This window comes from Pseudaquabacterium terrae, assembly GCF_013266755.1.
In the GTDB taxonomy this organism is placed as follows: domain Bacteria; phylum Pseudomonadota; class Gammaproteobacteria; order Burkholderiales; family Burkholderiaceae_C; genus Pseudaquabacterium; species Pseudaquabacterium terrae.
Genome location: NZ_JABRWJ010000007.1, coordinates 246406 through 261062, shown reverse-complemented (window position 1 = coordinate 261062; position 14657 = coordinate 246406). Strand labels below are relative to the sequence as shown.

The window sequence follows — 14657 nt, the reverse complement described above, 5'->3', positions numbered from 1 at the left end:
CCCCCTCGAGTTTCCGGCCTATCGCAGTTGCAGGTCTTCGTCGCCGAAGGTGATTCCGAGCGGCTCGATCAGCAGGCGCTTCGGGCCGTCTTCGACGCCTCCGGCGATGCGCGCGCCGATTCCCTGCGCCTGCGCGATCTCGACGCAGCGCGCCGCGTCCTCGGCGGCGACGAACAGCGCGAAGCCGGCACCCATGTTCAGCGTGCTGTAGGCCTCGCGATCATCCTGGCGCGCCTCGCGCTGGATGAAGGCGAGCACCGGCGGCACTGGCGGCAGGGTGTGAATGCGGTAGGTGAACCGGCCGGGATGGCGAAGCAGCTTGCGCCAGCCGTGGCCGGTGATGTTGGCGCAGTAGCGCGGTACGATGCCGGCCTGCCACAGCGCCTCGGTCACCGGCGAATACAGCACGGTCGGCGCGAGCAGCGCTTCGCCATAGCTCATCCCCGGCGCGACCTCCGTCAGCCAACCTTGCGGCAGGCGCTCGACCAGCTTGCGCGCCAGGCTCAGGCCATTGGCGTGGATGCCGCTCGAGTCGAGCAGCACGATGGTGTCGCCCGGCGCCAGGCGGTCGCCGACCGACAGCCGCTGCTTCGGGTTGATCAACCCGGTGCAGGACGCCGCCAAGTCGATGCGGCCGCCTTCGACGATGCCAGCCAGTGCCGGCGTTTCTCCACCGCCCCAGGCGACGCCGCAGATCTCGCACGCGCGCTTCCAGCCCGCGACCAGCGCCTGCGCGCGTGCGGCATCGGCGAACCAGTCCGAGCCGCCGGCGGCCCAGTAGGCCTGCACCACGAGCGGCGTGGCGCCGACGGTGATCAGGTCGTTGACGGCCATCGCGATGGTGTCCTGCGCGATGCCTTCGTACCAGCTGCGGCCGGTCAACGCGGCCATCTCGTCGGCGACCAGCGCCTTCGAGCCCAGGCATTCGACGATCGAAGCGATGTAGAACGGACCGACGTCGACGACGTAGGCCGACTCCCCGCGCGAGGCCGCCACCTCGGCGAAGCCATGGCGGCCGAGCAGCGTCGCCGTGGACGCGGCGGCACGTTGAGCGGTGACCTTCAGTGGGTCGATGAGGTCGTAATTGACGCCCGCCTGCTCGTAGCTCAGCGTGCCGTCGGCGGTCCCGGAAACGGTCGATTTCATCGCGCGATTATCGGCGACGGCCCCGGGCGCAGTGGCCAGGGTCGGGCGGACCCGGCCCGTAGAATGACTGTCATGTCCCATGTTGTCCTGGCCCGCAAGTACCGGCCCCGCAGCTTCGAGCAAATGGTCGGCCAGGAGCATGTGGTGCAGGCGCTCGGCAATGCGCTGGCGACCGGCCGCCTGCACCACGCCTACCTGTTCACCGGCACGCGCGGCATCGGCAAGACGACGGTCAGCCGCATCCTCGCGAAGAGCTTGAACTGCACCGGGCCGGACGGCAGCGGCGGCGTCACCGCGCAACCTTGCGGACAGTGCCAGGCCTGCACCGAGATCGACGCCGACCGCTACATCGACTACATCGAGCTCGATGCCGCGTCGAACCGCAGCATCGACGAGATCCGCGACCTGATCGAGCGCGCGGCCTACAAGCCGAGCGTCGGGCGCTTCAAGGTCTTCATGATCGACGAAGCGCACCAGCTGACGAAGGATGCCTTCAACGCGCTGCTGAAGACGTTGGAGGAGCCGCCGGACTACCTGAAGTTCGTGCTGGCGACGACCGACCCCGAGAAGATGCTTCCGACGGTGCTGTCGCGTTGCCTGCAGTTCAACCTGCGGCCGATGGCGCCCGAGGTTGTGCACGGGCATCTGCAGGCGGTGCTCGAAGCCGAAGGCGTGCCCAGCGATGCCGGCGCGCTGCGGCTGCTGTCGCGCGCGGCGCGCGGCTCGATGCGCGATGCGCTGTCGCTGACCGACCAGGCGATCGCTTATGGCGGCGGCCGGCTCGATGAGAGTGGCGTGCGCGTGATGCTCGGCAGCGTCGACCGCAGGCATGCAGCGCAGCTGGTCGAGGCGCTCGCCGCACGCGACGGCGCCGCCATGCTGGCGACGGTCGATGCGCTGCGCCAGCATGGCCTGTCGGCCGCCGGCACGCTGGAGGAAATGGCCGCGTTGCTGCAGCAGATGGCGATCGAGCAGGCCGTGCCGGGTGCGCTCGACGACAACGATCCCGACACCGCTGCGGCGCGCGCCTTGGCCGCGACGCTGCCGGCCGACGAAACGCAGCTGCTCTACAGCATCGTCGTGCATGGCCGCGTCGAGCTGAGCCTGCTGTCGGACGACTACGCGGCGCTGACGATGGTGCTGCTGCGGCTACTGGCCTTCCCGCCCAGCGGACCGGCGCCGGCTCCGATGCCCGGGCGCGCCGTGCCCTTGCAGGCCGCCCCTCGCGAGGCCCGCTTGTCGACGACGCCGAAGCCCTTGCCCGCGGCGCCGGCGCGACCGCAGCCGAAGGTGGCCGCGCCACCTCCCGCGATCGTGGCCAGACCGCCGGCCCCGGCGGCGGCGAGCGTCGAGGCCGCCGCCGAGCCGCCGCCGTGGGTCGACGAGCCCTTGCCGGACGACGCCGCGGATGCCGGTCCCGCCGAATCGCGCAACACCGCCCCGACACCGACACCCGCGGCAGCACCGACGGCGCTGCGCACGACCGCGCTCGGCGACCGTTGGGCCGCCGCCTTGCGGCCGCTGATCGCCGACGGGGCAATCACGGCACTGGTCCGCGAGCTGGCCCTCCAGGCCGAGCTGGTGGGCCTCGACACGGTCGACGCGGTCGCGACCTGGCGCCTGCGCGTCGAGCGCGAGACGCTGCGCACGCCAGCGCTGCGCGACAAGCTGCAGGCGGCGTTGCAGGCGGCGCTCGGCAGCGCGCTGCAGCTGCAGCTCGAGTCGGGCATCGCCGAGGATTCGATCGCTCGCCGCGACGCCGCAGCACGCGAAGCGGCGCAACGCGAGGCCGAGCACATGATCCGCGACGACCCGGCGGTGCGCGCGTTGATGGCACAGTTCCGCACCGCCCGCATCGTGCCGGGAACGATCAAGCCGCTGCCGCCTCTGGCCGGCTGATCGACACGTCTCCTGGGGGCCGCCCCATCCACCGCATACAGGAATCTCCGACCATGATGAAGAACCAACTTGCCGGCCTGATGAAGCAGGCGCAGGCGATGCAGGACAACCTGCGCAAGGCGCAGGAAGAGCTCGCGACCATCGAGGTCGAAGGCCAGTCGGGTGCCGGGCTCGTGAAGGTGCAGATGACCTGCAAGCACGACGTCAAGCGCGTGACCATCGACCCCAGCCTGCTGGCCGACGACAAGGACATGCTCGAGGACCTGGTCGCCGCCGCCTTCAACGACGCCGTGCGCCGCGTCGAGACGACGACGCAGGAGAAGATGGGCCGCCTGAGCGCCGGCATGCCCCAGATCCCGGGCATGAAGTTCCCGTTCTGAGCGGTCGGTGAGCGAAGCCAGCCTCGAAGCGCTGATCGACGCGCTGCGCCGCCTGCCGGGCGTCGGCGTCAAGTCGGCGCAACGGATGGCCTTTCATCTGCTGCAGCATGACCGTGACGGGGCGTTGCGCCTGGCCGGTGCCTTGCGCGCGGCGGCCGAGGGCATCGGCCACTGCCAGCGCTGCCACACCTTCAGCGAAGCGCAGATCTGCCGCACCTGCCTCGATCCGGCGCGCGATGCGCGGCAGCTGATGGTCGTCGAGACGCCGGCGGACCAGGCGGCGCTCGAACGCACCGGCAGCTACCGCGGGCTGTACTTCGTGCTAATGGGACGGCTCAGGCCGCTCGACGGCATCGGGCTGGCCGACATCGGCGTGCACCCGCTGCTCGAGCGGACCGCCGACGGCATCGTGCAGGAGGTGATCCTCGCCACCGGCTTCAGCGCCGAAGGCGAAGCCACGGCCCACGTGCTGTCGCAGGCGCTGAAGGCGCGCGGACTGTCGGTGACGCGGCTGGCCCGCGGCGTGCCGGCGGGCAGCGAGCTGGAATACGTCGACCTGTCGACGCTGGCGCACGCGCTGCACGACCGGCACGGCCTCGGCTAACGCGCGACATGCGCGGCTGCCGCTGCAGGCGGCAAGGTCAGGGCTGGCGGGTACGAGCGGTCGGCGCGGGGCGGGCGATGCGGCGGCCCGTCGTGCTGCCCGGCTTGGCGACGGTGCGCAGCGGTTTGACGACCGCAGGCGCCGTCTTGGCAGCAACCGCCGTGCGCACCGCTTTGGCGCTCGACGACGATCCTGCGAGCATCACGACGATCGCCTGGCCCGGCTTGAACATCGCTTGCGTGTTGACGTCGTTCCACGCGGCGACCTGCGCCGGGGCGAGACGGTAGCGCCTGGCGACCGCCGCGACGCTGTCACCCTTCTTGCCGGCCTTGAAGCTCACGCGGCGCAGCGGCGGCCGATCCGGTGCCAGGGCCAGCATCGCGTTGTGGGCGAGGTCTTCGGTGACGTCGAGCGGGCGCTTGGCATCACGCGGCACCAGCAGCGTCGAGCCGGCCTTGACCAGCATGCCGGATGGGATGTGGTTCACGTTGCGCAGCTGCGTCTCGTCCATGCCGACCTGGCGCGCGGCCTCGACCGGCTTCAGCGTCTTTGGCGCGACCCAGGCGGTCCAGCTGGCGAGCTTGCCGCGGTGCTCTGCCAGCGCCCGCACGAACGTGTTGGCGCTGTCGTAGGGCAGCAGCAGCAGCGGCGTGCCTGCGGCCAGGATCACCGGCTTGTTCATCTGCGGATTGAGCTGGCGGAACTCGTCGAGCGGCAGGGCGGCGAGGCGAGCTGCGAGCTCGACGTCGATGTCGCGCTCGATCGGCACCGACAGGAAGTACGGGTGGTTCTGCAGCGACGGCAGCGTCAATGCGAAGGCGTCGGGCCGCATCACGATGTTCTTCACCGCCTGCAGCTTCGGCAGGTAGTTGCGCGTCTCGTCGGGCATGCGCAGGCTGAGGTAGTCGGTCGGCAGGCCGGCCTTCTGGTTGCGCGTCTGCGCGCGCTGCACGCTGCCCTGGCCCCAGTTGTAGGCGGCCAGCGCCAGCTGCCAGTCGCCGAACATGCCATGCAGCACCTGCAGGTAGTCGAGCGCAGCGCGCGTCGATGCCAGCACGCCGCGCCGGTCGTCGCGGAAGACGTTCTGCCGCAGGTCGAAATCGCGGCCGGTGGCCGGCACGAACTGCCACATGCCCGAGGCCTTGGCGTGCGACATCGCCTCGGGGTTGTAGGCGCTCTCGATGAACGGCAGCAGCGCGAGCTCGCTCGGCATGCCGCGCTTGTCGAGCTCTTCGAGAATATGGAACAGGTAGCGGCCGCCGCGTTCGGTCATGCGCTGCACGTAGTCCGGCCGCGCTGCGTACCACTGCTCCCACTTGCGCACCAGGTCGCCTTCGAGGTCGGTGAGCTTGAAGCCGCCGCGCAGGCGCATCCACAGGTCGATGCGCGTCGTCTGATCTTCCGGATCGATGCGCACCTCGGGCCGGAGCGGGTCGATCGGCACTGCTGCTGGCGGCGCCTCGGGTGCCGGCGGCGGTGCGGGCTCGACAGGCGGGGGAGGCGGTGCTTCGACCGGCGCGGGGACAACCACCGGCGGCGGCTCGGGGGGCGGCGACGGCGGCGTGGCGCAGGCGCCGAGCAGCAGCGCGGCGAGGAGCGGCAGGGCGAGACGAGGGCTCATCGGTATCCGTTTTTCCATGGCCGCTCCAGATACGCAATATGACCGGCGGTGTGGCTAGCCACGGGGTGGTGCGTCACTAGAATGGCTGCCAGCGCGAGCCCGTTGGCATCGAGTGCAGGCTGCACCGGCGCCGCGTCCCCCGGATTCACCACGACGGCTGGCAGCCAGCGTGCAGCATCCAGTTGGTGTCGTATGAGAAGGCGGGCAGGGCAGCAGATTCATGACGCGCGAATCGTCGATTATAGAGTTGGCCCAGTGGTTGAAGAGCCCGCCCGGCCGCTACCTGCTGGGCTGGGAACAGGTGCAGCTGGACCGCCACGTCAGCGACCTGTTCGGCTTCCATGCATTGCAGCTCGGGCTGCCGCAACTCGACGGCCTGCGCGCCAACCGCATGCCGCACCGCTGGGTCGCGAGCGACTCGCTGTACATGCCCGACCCCTATGACCTGCCGCCGGTCGACGAGTCGATCTCGACCCTGGCGCCGCACGCGGGCATGGCCTTGCATTGCGACTTCGACGCGCTGCCGTTTCCGAGCCAGAGCCTGGACCTCGTGGTGCTGCCGCATGCGCTGGAGCTGGCGCGCGACGCGCACGACGCGCTGCGCGAGGTCGAACGCGTGCTGGTGCCCGAGGGCCGGGTCGTCATCACCGGCTTCAACCCGGCGAGCCTGTGGGGCCTGCGCCAGCGCTTCGGCCACCTGCGCCGCGGCATGGGGCTGGGCGGGAAACTGTTCCTGCCGCGCGCCGGCGACTTCATCGGCTACTGGCGGCTGCGCGACTGGCTGCGGCTGCTCGGATTCGAAGTCGAGCGCGGCCGCTTCGGCTGCTGGCGGCCGCCGTTCGGCTCGCAGCGCTGGCTCGATCGAGGCGCCTGGATGGACGACCATGGCGAGCGCTGGTGGCCGGTGCTCGGCGCGCTGTACTGCCTGGTCGCCGTGAAGCGCGTGCGCGGCATGCGGCTGGTCGGATTGGCGCGGCTGCAGAAGGCGCCGGCCAATGCGCCGGCCGTGGTCGCGCAGCCGCGCATGCATTCGCAGGCCGATGGCCACGACAATGGCTGATTTCGGCGAGAAGGTCCAAAGCAAGATGAGCGATGCGGTCGTGATCTACACGGATGGGGCGTGCAAGGGCAATCCCGGCCCGGGCGGCTGGGGCGCCTGGTTGCGCTGGGGCGGCCACGAGAAGGAGCTGTTCGGCGGTGAGGCCCTGACGACGAACAACCGCATGGAGCTGACCGCGGTAATCGAGGCGCTGTCGACGCTGAAGCGGCCGACGCCGGTGGCGATCTACACCGACAGCGAATACGTGAAGAACGGCATCACCAGCTGGATCAAGAACTGGAAGGCGCGCGGCTGGCGCACCGCAGACAACAAGCCGGTCAAGAACCAGGAGCTGTGGCAGAAGCTCGATGGGCTGGTGGCGCAGCACCAGGTGCAGTGGCACTGGGTGCGCGGCCATGCCGGCGATCCGGGCAACGAGCGCGCCGACCAGCTCGCCAACCGCGGCGTCGAGACGGTCCGGCGCTGACGTCGCGCCAACGCCGCGGCCGCCAATCCGTCATCGGCGACCGCTGATCGGCGGGCCATCACAAACGGCCCCTGCGTTGTTGCATCTCGACGTTACAGTGTGCAATCCGATGCGAATGTCGAATTGATGAAGAAGGTCCATACCACCGTCGTCGTGGTCGCGCTGGCCGGTGCCGCTGTCGGGGCCTGGTGGCTGCAGAACCGGCCTGCTGCGTCGGCCACGCCGGCCACCGCCGGTGCGGCGGCACCCGCGGGCGGCGCACGTGCACCGGCCGGTCCCGGCGGATCGGCGGGACCGGCGGCGGTCGAGGTGGGTCGCGCCCAGACAACGCGGCTCGAAGAGGATGCGCAAGCGGTCGGCACGCTGCGTTCGATCCAGGGCGTGATGCTGCGCCCGGAGGTCGGCGGTCGGGTGCAGAAGCTCGGCTTCACCGACGGCCAGCGCGTGCGCCGCGGCCAGGTGATGGTGCAGCTCGACGATGCGCTGCAGCAGGCGCAGGCGCAGCAGGCGGCGGCGCAGGCCAGCATCGCGCGCACGAACCTGCAGCGCAACCGCGAGCTGGTGGCGCAGAACTTCGTCAGCCAGAGCGTCGTCGACCAGGCGCAGGCGAACCTCGAGGTGGCCGAAGCGCAGGTGGCGCTGGCCCAGGCGCAGCTGCAGCGCATGAAGGTGCTGGCGCCGTTCGACGGCATCGTCGGCATCCGCAACGTCAGCATCGGCGACTACGTGAAGGACGGTGCCGACCTGGTGCAGGTCGAGGACCTGTCGACCGTGTGGGTCGACTTCCGGCTGTCCGAGCGTTACCTGGCGCAGCTCAAGCCCGGCCAGGCGGTGGCCGTGAACCTCGACGCCTTGCCAACCCGTTCCTATGCCGCGCGCGTCGAGGCCGTCGATTCGCAGCTCGATGCCAGCGGCCGTTCGCTGCTGGTGCGGGCGCGCCTGGCCAACCCGGGCGGTGAATTGCGCTCCGGCATGTTCGCGCGCACGCGCATCGTTTTCGGGGTGCGCGACCAGGCGGTCACGGTGCCTGAGGAAGCGCTGGTGCCGATGGGCGAGCAGCAGTTCCTGGTCAAGGTGGTCGATGGGCCGAACGGCGCCAAGCTGAGCCAGCGCATCGTCGCGCGCATCGGTGCGCGCGCCGCCGGCCGCGTCGAGGTGCTCGACGGCGTGGCCGCTGGCGACCTGGTGGTCGTCGCCGGCCAGGCGCGGCTGATGCGCGGCGAGCCGCAGCCGCTGCGCATCGTGCAGCTCGGCGCGGGTCCCGCCCCCGCCGCCGCGAGCGGCGCCAGCGCGCCACCGGCCGCGCGCCGGTCGGCCAACGGCGCCTCGACGCCGCGCGTGGCCTTCACGACGCCTTGAAGGAGCGCGGGCGATGAAGCTCTCCGAGATCTCGATCCGCCGGCCGGTGTTCGCCACGGTGATGTCGCTGCTGCTGATCCTCGTCGGCGCCGTGTCGTACACCAAGCTGAGCGTGCGCGAATACCCGCGCATCGACGAACCGGTGGTGACGGTCGGCACGCGGCTGATCGGCGCGTCGTCGGAGGTCATCGAGTCGCAGGTCACCAAGCCGCTGGAGGATTCGATCGCCGGCATCGATGGCGTCGACATCCTGACCTCGATCTCGCGCGCCGAGCAGAGCTTCATCACGGTGCGCTTCAAGCTCAGCAAGGACCCCGACTCGGCCGCCGCCGACGTGCGCGACCGCGTCGCCCGCGTGCGCGGCCGCCTGCCCGACGCGACCGACGAGTCGATCGTCGCCAAGGTCGAGGCCGATGCCTTTCCGGTGGTGTGGATCGCGTTCACCAGCGACACCATGTCGCCGCTGGAGATCACCGATGTCGTCAACCGCATCGTCAAGCCGCGGCTGCAGACGATTCCCGGTGTCGCCGACGTGCCGATCTTCGGTGAGCGCCGCTATGCGATGCGCATCTGGCTCGACGCCGACAAGCTCGCCGCGTACCGACTGACGACCCAGGACGTCGAGGACGCGCTGCGGCGCCAGAACCTCGAAGTGCCGGCCGGCCGCATCGAAAGCCGGCAGCGCGAGTTCAACGTCACCGCGCGCACCGATCTGAACACCGAGCGCCAGTTCGGCGAGGTGGCGCTGAAGGTCGCCAGCGGTTTCACGGTGCGGCTCAAGGACGTCGCGCGCATCGAGCAGGCGCCGGCCAGCGAACGCCAGAGCGTGCGGCTGAACGGCTCGCCGGCGATCTCCGCCGGCATCATCCGCAACGCCACTGCCAATCCGCTGGACATCTCGGCCGGCGTGCGCGAGCAGCTGCCGAAGGTGCAGCTCGACCTGCCGCCGGGCATGACGGTGCGCATCGCCAACGACAACTCGGTCTTCATCGACCGCTCGGTGAAGTCGGTCTACCGCACGATCGTCGAAGCGGTCGCGCTGGTCGCGCTGGTGGTGTTCGTCTTCCTGCGCACGCTGCGCGCGTCGGTGATCCCGCTGGTGACGATTCCGGTCAGCCTGATCGGCACCTTCGCGCTGATGGCCGCCGCCGGTTTCACGATCAACACGCTGACGCTGCTGTCGCTGGTGCTGGCGATCGGCCTGGTGGTCGACGACTCGATCGTCGTGCTCGAGAACATCTTCCGCCACATCGAGGAGGGCGGGGGCCACCTGATGACGCCGTTCCAGGCGGCGCTGAAGGGCGCGCGCGAGATCGGCTTCGCGGTCGTCGCGATGACGCTGACGCTCGCCGCGGTGTTCGCGCCGCTGGCTTTCACGCCCGGGCGCACCGGGCGGCTCTTCGTCGAGTTCGCGCTCGCGCTGGCCGGCGCGGTGATCGTCTCGGGCTTCGTCGCGCTGACGCTGACGCCGATGCTGTGCAGCCTGCTGCTCAAGCACAACCCGAAGCCGAACTTCTTCGACCGCGGCATGGAACGCTTCCTGGTCTGGCTGACCGGCTGCTACGCAGCGGCGCTGCACGGCATCCTCGGCCAGCGCTGGATCGTGCTGATCGTGATGGCGGCGTCGGCGGCCGGCAGCTGGGTGCTGTTCAGCGGCCTGCGCAGCGAGCTCGCGCCGATGGAGGACCGCGGCGTCGTGCTCGGCTCGATCAACGCTCCGGACGGGGCCACGCTCGAATACACCGCGCGTTATGGCCGCGAGCTCGAGAAGATCGCCGCCAAGCATCCGGAGCTCGACCGGGTGTTCGTCTCGTCGGGCAATCCGACGGTCGCGCAGGCGATGTCCTTCATGGGCGCCAAGGACTGGGCCGACCGCAACAAGAGCACGCAGCAGATCGCCCGCGAGCTGCAGCAGCAGTTCGCCGGCCTGCCCGGCGTCAACGCGTTCGCGTCGACACCGCCCAGCCTGGGCCAGGGCTTCCGCGACCGGCCGGTCAACTTCGTCGTCATCACCAGCGACAGCTACCAGAACCTGGCCGTGGCGACGCAGCAGATCCTCGCCGAGATGGCGAAGAACCCGGGCTTCGTCGCGCCCGACAGCGACCTGCGGCTGAACAAGCCGGAGCTCTTCATGGAAGTCGACCGCGACCGCGCCGCCGACGCCGGCGTCAGCGTCGACCAGGTCGCGCGCACCGTCGAGACCATGCTCGGCGGGCGGGCCGTGACGCGCTACAAGCGCGGCGCCGAGCAGTACGACGTGATCGTGCAGACGCAGACCACCGGCCGCACGAATCCGGAGGACATCGAGAAGCTCTTCGTGCGTGGCCGCGGCGACGTGATGCTGCCGCTGTCGTCGCTGGTCAAGGTGCGCGAATCGGTGAGCCCGCGCGAGCTGAACCACTTCAACCAGCGCCGCTCGGTGTCGATCACCGCGAACCTGGCGCCGAACTATGCGCTCGGCGATGCGCTGAAGTTCATGGACGACACCGCCCGCAAGGTGCTGCAGCCGGGCTACGCCACCGAGCTGAACGGGGTTTCGCGTGAATTCCGCTCGTCCAGCGGGGCGCTCGCGCTGGTCTTCGTGCTCGCGCTGGTGTTCATCTTCCTGGTACTGTCGGCGCAGTTCGAAAGCTTCGTCGACCCGTTCGTGATCATGCTGTCGGTGCCCTTGTCGATGGTCGGTGCGCTCGGTGCGATCCAGCTGACCGGGGGCACGCTGAACGTCTACTCGCAGATCGGCCTGATCACGCTGGTCGGGCTGATCACCAAGCACGGCATCCTGATCGTCGAATTCAGCAACCAGCTGCGCGAACAGGGGCGGCCGGTGCTCGAGGCGACGATCGAAGCAGCGTCGCTGCGGCTGCGGCCGATCCTGATGACCACCGGCGCGATGGTGCTCGGCGCGCTGCCGCTCGCGCTGGCGCGCGGCGCCGGCGCCGAGAGCCGGCAGCAGATCGGCTGGGTCATCGTCGGCGGCATGACGGTCGGCACGCTGCTGACGATCTTCGTCGTGCCGACGGTCTACACCTTGTTCGCGCGCGGCGCCGTGCCCGGCGAGAACCGCACCCCCGAACTCGCGGAAGCCACCGCGCCCGCGCATTGAGGTCGTCTGGATGAAGGCGCCGTCCCGCTCGCGGCGCCTCTGGCTCGCCACACTGCTGGCGACGCCGGCGGCCGCCGTATTCGCGCAGGCCGACGCGGCCCCGGCGCTCGCGGTGATCTATCCGGACATCGGCGAGCCCTACCGCGGCGTCTTCACGAAGATCGTCGAGGGCATCGAGCAGCAGGCGCGCGGCAAGGTCGCCAGTTATGCGGTCGGACCGGCCGGGCTGTCGCCCGAGGCGCAGGCGGAGCTGCGCAAGCGCGAGGTGCGCGCCGTCATCGCGCTGGGCCGCAATGGGCTGAAGGCGGTCGGTGCGCTCGACCGCAGCATCGCGGTGATCGCCGGCGGCGTGCTGGCGGTACCGGAGTCCGAGGCGCGCGATTTCGCGGTGCACAGCCTGACGCCCGATCCGGCGCTGCTCTTCGCCCGCCTGCGCAGCCTGGTGCCGTCGGCCAGGCGGGTCGCGGTGGTCTACGACCCGCGGCAGAACGGCTGGCTGGTGCGCTTGGCGCGCGAAGCCGCGAAGGCGCAGGGGCTGGAGCTGGTGGCGCATGAAGCCGAGGACCTGAAGTCGGCGCTGCGCATCTACCAGACCCTGGTCGCGGCCTTCGATCCGAAGCGCGACGTGCTGTGGCTGCCGCACGACTCGATGACCGTCGATGAAGCGGCCGTGCTGCCGCTGGTGCTGCAGGAAGCGTGGGACCGCAGCTTCGCGGTGCTGTCGTCGAGCGTCGCGCACGTGCGCCGCGGCGCCTTGTTCTCGCTGTACCCCGACAACCTCGCACTCGGCCGGCGGCTCGGCGGTGCGGCGCTCGCGGCGCTGGGCGGCAACCGCACCAGCGGCGTGCTGCCGCTGAAGGACGTGCGCATCGCCGTCAACGTGCGGGCGGCCAGCCACCTCGGCTTGAACCTCGCGAGCGGCCAGCAGGCCTTCGACATGGTGTTCCCGGAGCAATGAAATGAAAGACGGGACGATCGGCACGGCAGTACGCTCGACCCGGCTTGCGGCCAGCCGCCGCATGACGTTCAGGCGCCAGTTGTCGGTGGTGGTGACGATCGGCGTGCTGTGCATCGCGCTGGTGTCGTCGCTGATCAGCTCGTGGCAGGCCAGCCGCGAGATCCGCAACACGCTGGTCGAGCAGGGCGAGCGCATCGCGCAGAGCCTGGCCACGCAGAGCACGCTGGCGCTGCTGTACGGCGCGGCCGACAACGCCGGCGAAGCGGTGAACATGACGCTGAGCTTCCCGGACGTCACCGCGGTCGAGCTGCGCTTTGCCGGCGGCGCGCTGCTGCTGTCGCGCGGTGCGCCGCGGTCGGACGCCGCGGCCGTCGCGCCGCCGCGCAGTGCCGCGGCGATGCCGGCACAGGCTTTCCTGGAGGCCGAATCCGACGACGCCTGGCACTTCGTCGCGCCGGTGCGCACCAAGCGCGCCGAGTCGCCGTTCGTCGTCGAGGCCCAGCCGGAAGAACTGCTCGGCCACGCCCGCGTGACGCTGAGCAAGGCCACGCTCAAGCGCATGGTCGCCAACGTGTTCCTGGCCAACATGGCCGTGTCGCTGCTGTTCGCGGTGCTGTTCCTCCTCGTGCTGCGCCTGTTCTCGCTGCGCCTGACGCGGCCGCTGAACGAGTTGTCGCATGCGATGGCGCGCGCCGAACGCGGCGAGGACGATGTGCGCGCCGACGTCAGCGGCCCGCGCGACATCGGCGCCATGGCGCAGGCCTTCAACAGCATGATCGCCGCGCTGCAGCAGCGCGAGAGCGAGCTGAAGATGCACCGCGAGCACCTGGCCGAGCTGGTCGACGAACGCACGCACGAGCTCAGCCTGGCCAAGGAGCGCGCCGAGGTCGCCAACCTGGCGAAGAGCGAGTTCCTCGCCCGCATGAGCCACGAGCTGCGCACGCCGCTCAACGCGGTGCTCGGCTACGCCCAGCTGCTGCAGATGGACGCGCACCTGAGCGAGCGCCAGCGCAACGGCCTGTCGACGATCCAGACCAGCGGCGAGCATCTGTTGACATTGATCGTCGACATCCTCGACCTCGCCCGCATCGAGGCCGGCAAGACCGAGCTGAACCCCGGGCTGGTCGACCTGCCGGCGCTGGTCGCCGGCGTCGGCGACATCATCCGCATCAAGGCGCTCGAGAAACGGCTCGACTTCGTCGTCACGGTCGGTCCGGACCTGCCGCCGGCGATCGAGGCTGATGGCCAGCGGCTGCGCCAGGTGCTGCTGAACCTGCTCGGCAACGCCGTGAAATTCACCGACCGCGGCCTGGTGCGGCTGGCGGTCACGCTGGCGGGCAACGAGGCGCAGCCGATGCTGCACTTCGAGGTGCACGACCAGGGCGTGGGCATCGACGAGGCGCACCTGGAGCGCATCTTCGAGCCCTTCGAGCAGGCCGGCGAGATGCAGCGGCGCTCCGGCGGCACGGGGCTCGGGCTGGCGATCAGCCGCCAGCTGGTGCGGCTGATGGGCGGCGAGATCCAGGTCGAGAGCCGGCCGCAACAAGGCAGCCGGTTCTGGTTCGAGATCGCCGTGCAGCGGCCGCCGCAGCCGGCGCTTGCGCTGGTGCGCGAGCGCGCGCACCAGACCACCACCGGCTACGAAGGCCCGCGCCTGCGCATCCTGGTGGTCGACGATGTCGTCGGCAACCGGCGCGTGCTGGCCGAGATGCTCGGTGCGCTGGGCTTCGAGGTCATCGAAGCCGGCGACGGCCAGGCGGCCCTGGCGCAGGTCAAGAGCAGTGCGCCGGACCTGGTGCTGATGGACACGGTGATGCCGGTGATGGACGGCCATGCGGCAACACGCCGGCTGCGCGAGGACCCGGCGACCGCGCGGCTGCCGATCATCGCGGTGTCGGCCAATGCGTCGGAGCATGACCGCGCCACCTGCCTGGAATGCGGCGCCGACGACTTCCTGCCCAAGCCGATCGAGCGGCGGCTGCTGCTCGAGCTGCTGTCGCGGCACCTGCAGCTGCGCTGGAGCGAGGGCGCCTCGCCGAGCCGGCAGCTGCACCAGTAGCG

11 protein-coding genes are annotated in these 14657 nt (G+C 70.4%); 9 read left to right on the top strand and 2 right to left on the bottom strand.

Annotation, left to right across the window (positions count from 1 at the left end; translation table 11 throughout):
- Positions 1 to 18: 18 nt before the first annotated feature.
- On the bottom strand, positions 19 to 1146 hold the full coding sequence (locus tag HLB44_RS23295; RefSeq protein WP_173127833.1) for an AIR synthase related protein: 1128 nt from the start codon (positions 1144 to 1146) through the stop codon (positions 19 to 21).
- A 72-nt stretch (positions 1147 to 1218) separates the two neighbouring features.
- On the opposite strand from HLB44_RS23295, the gene dnaX reads away from it, so the two are divergent.
- Genes dnaX through recR form a run of 3 tightly spaced genes read left to right on the top strand, consistent with a single transcriptional unit; the run spans position 1219 to position 4029 of the window.
- Positions 1219 to 3045, top strand: a complete 1827-nt coding sequence (gene dnaX, locus HLB44_RS23290) for a DNA polymerase III subunit gamma/tau (RefSeq protein ID WP_173127830.1) — start codon at positions 1219 to 1221, stop codon at positions 3043 to 3045.
- Between the two features lie 53 nt (positions 3046 to 3098).
- Entirely contained in the window at positions 3099 to 3425 is a 327-nt protein-coding gene (locus HLB44_RS23285) for a YbaB/EbfC family nucleoid-associated protein (protein WP_173127827.1), read from the top strand.
- A gap of 7 nt (positions 3426 to 3432) precedes the next feature.
- Positions 3433 to 4029 carry a recombination mediator RecR gene (gene recR / locus HLB44_RS23280; RefSeq protein WP_173127824.1) on the top strand — a complete coding sequence of 199 codons (597 nt, stop codon included), beginning with the start codon at positions 3433 to 3435 and terminating at the stop codon, positions 4027 to 4029.
- Positions 4030 to 4066: 37 nt separating this feature from the next.
- On the opposite strand, the gene HLB44_RS23275 is transcribed toward recR, so the two are convergent.
- On the bottom strand, positions 4067 to 5650 hold the full coding sequence (locus HLB44_RS23275) for a transglycosylase SLT domain-containing protein (RefSeq protein ID WP_173127820.1): 1584 nt from the start codon (positions 5648 to 5650) through the stop codon (positions 4067 to 4069).
- A 220-nt stretch (positions 5651 to 5870) separates the two neighbouring features.
- Between HLB44_RS23275 and HLB44_RS23270 the strand changes: the two genes are divergently transcribed.
- The 6 genes from HLB44_RS23270 (at position 5871) to HLB44_RS23245 (ending at position 14655) form a co-directional block, all read left to right on the top strand.
- Complete coding sequence (locus tag HLB44_RS23270; protein ID WP_173127817.1) at positions 5871 to 6710, top strand: class I SAM-dependent methyltransferase; 840 nt, start codon at positions 5871 to 5873, stop codon at positions 6708 to 6710.
- The gene (rnhA, locus tag HLB44_RS23265; RefSeq protein ID WP_246312419.1) at positions 6691 to 7176 is read left to right on the top strand and encodes a ribonuclease HI; all 486 of its coding nucleotides are present in this window, start codon (positions 6691 to 6693) and stop codon (positions 7174 to 7176) included. Before HLB44_RS23270 ends, rnhA begins: the two co-directional genes overlap by 20 nt.
- A gap of 126 nt (positions 7177 to 7302) precedes the next feature.
- Entirely contained in the window at positions 7303 to 8535 is a 1233-nt protein-coding gene (locus tag HLB44_RS23260; protein WP_173127814.1) for an efflux RND transporter periplasmic adaptor subunit, read from the top strand.
- A 13-nt stretch (positions 8536 to 8548) separates the two neighbouring features.
- Entirely contained in the window at positions 8549 to 11638 is a 3090-nt protein-coding gene (locus tag HLB44_RS23255; RefSeq protein ID WP_173127811.1) for an efflux RND transporter permease subunit, read from the top strand.
- Between the two features lie 10 nt (positions 11639 to 11648).
- Positions 11649 to 12596 (top strand): ABC transporter substrate binding protein, encoded by a 948-nt coding sequence (locus HLB44_RS23250; protein ID WP_173127808.1) that lies wholly within the window; start codon positions 11649 to 11651, stop codon positions 12594 to 12596.
- Position 12597: 1 nt separating this feature from the next.
- On the top strand, positions 12598 to 14655 hold the full coding sequence (locus tag HLB44_RS23245) for an ATP-binding protein (RefSeq protein WP_173127805.1): 2058 nt from the start codon (positions 12598 to 12600) through the stop codon (positions 14653 to 14655).
- Positions 14656 to 14657 lie beyond the last annotated feature (2 nt).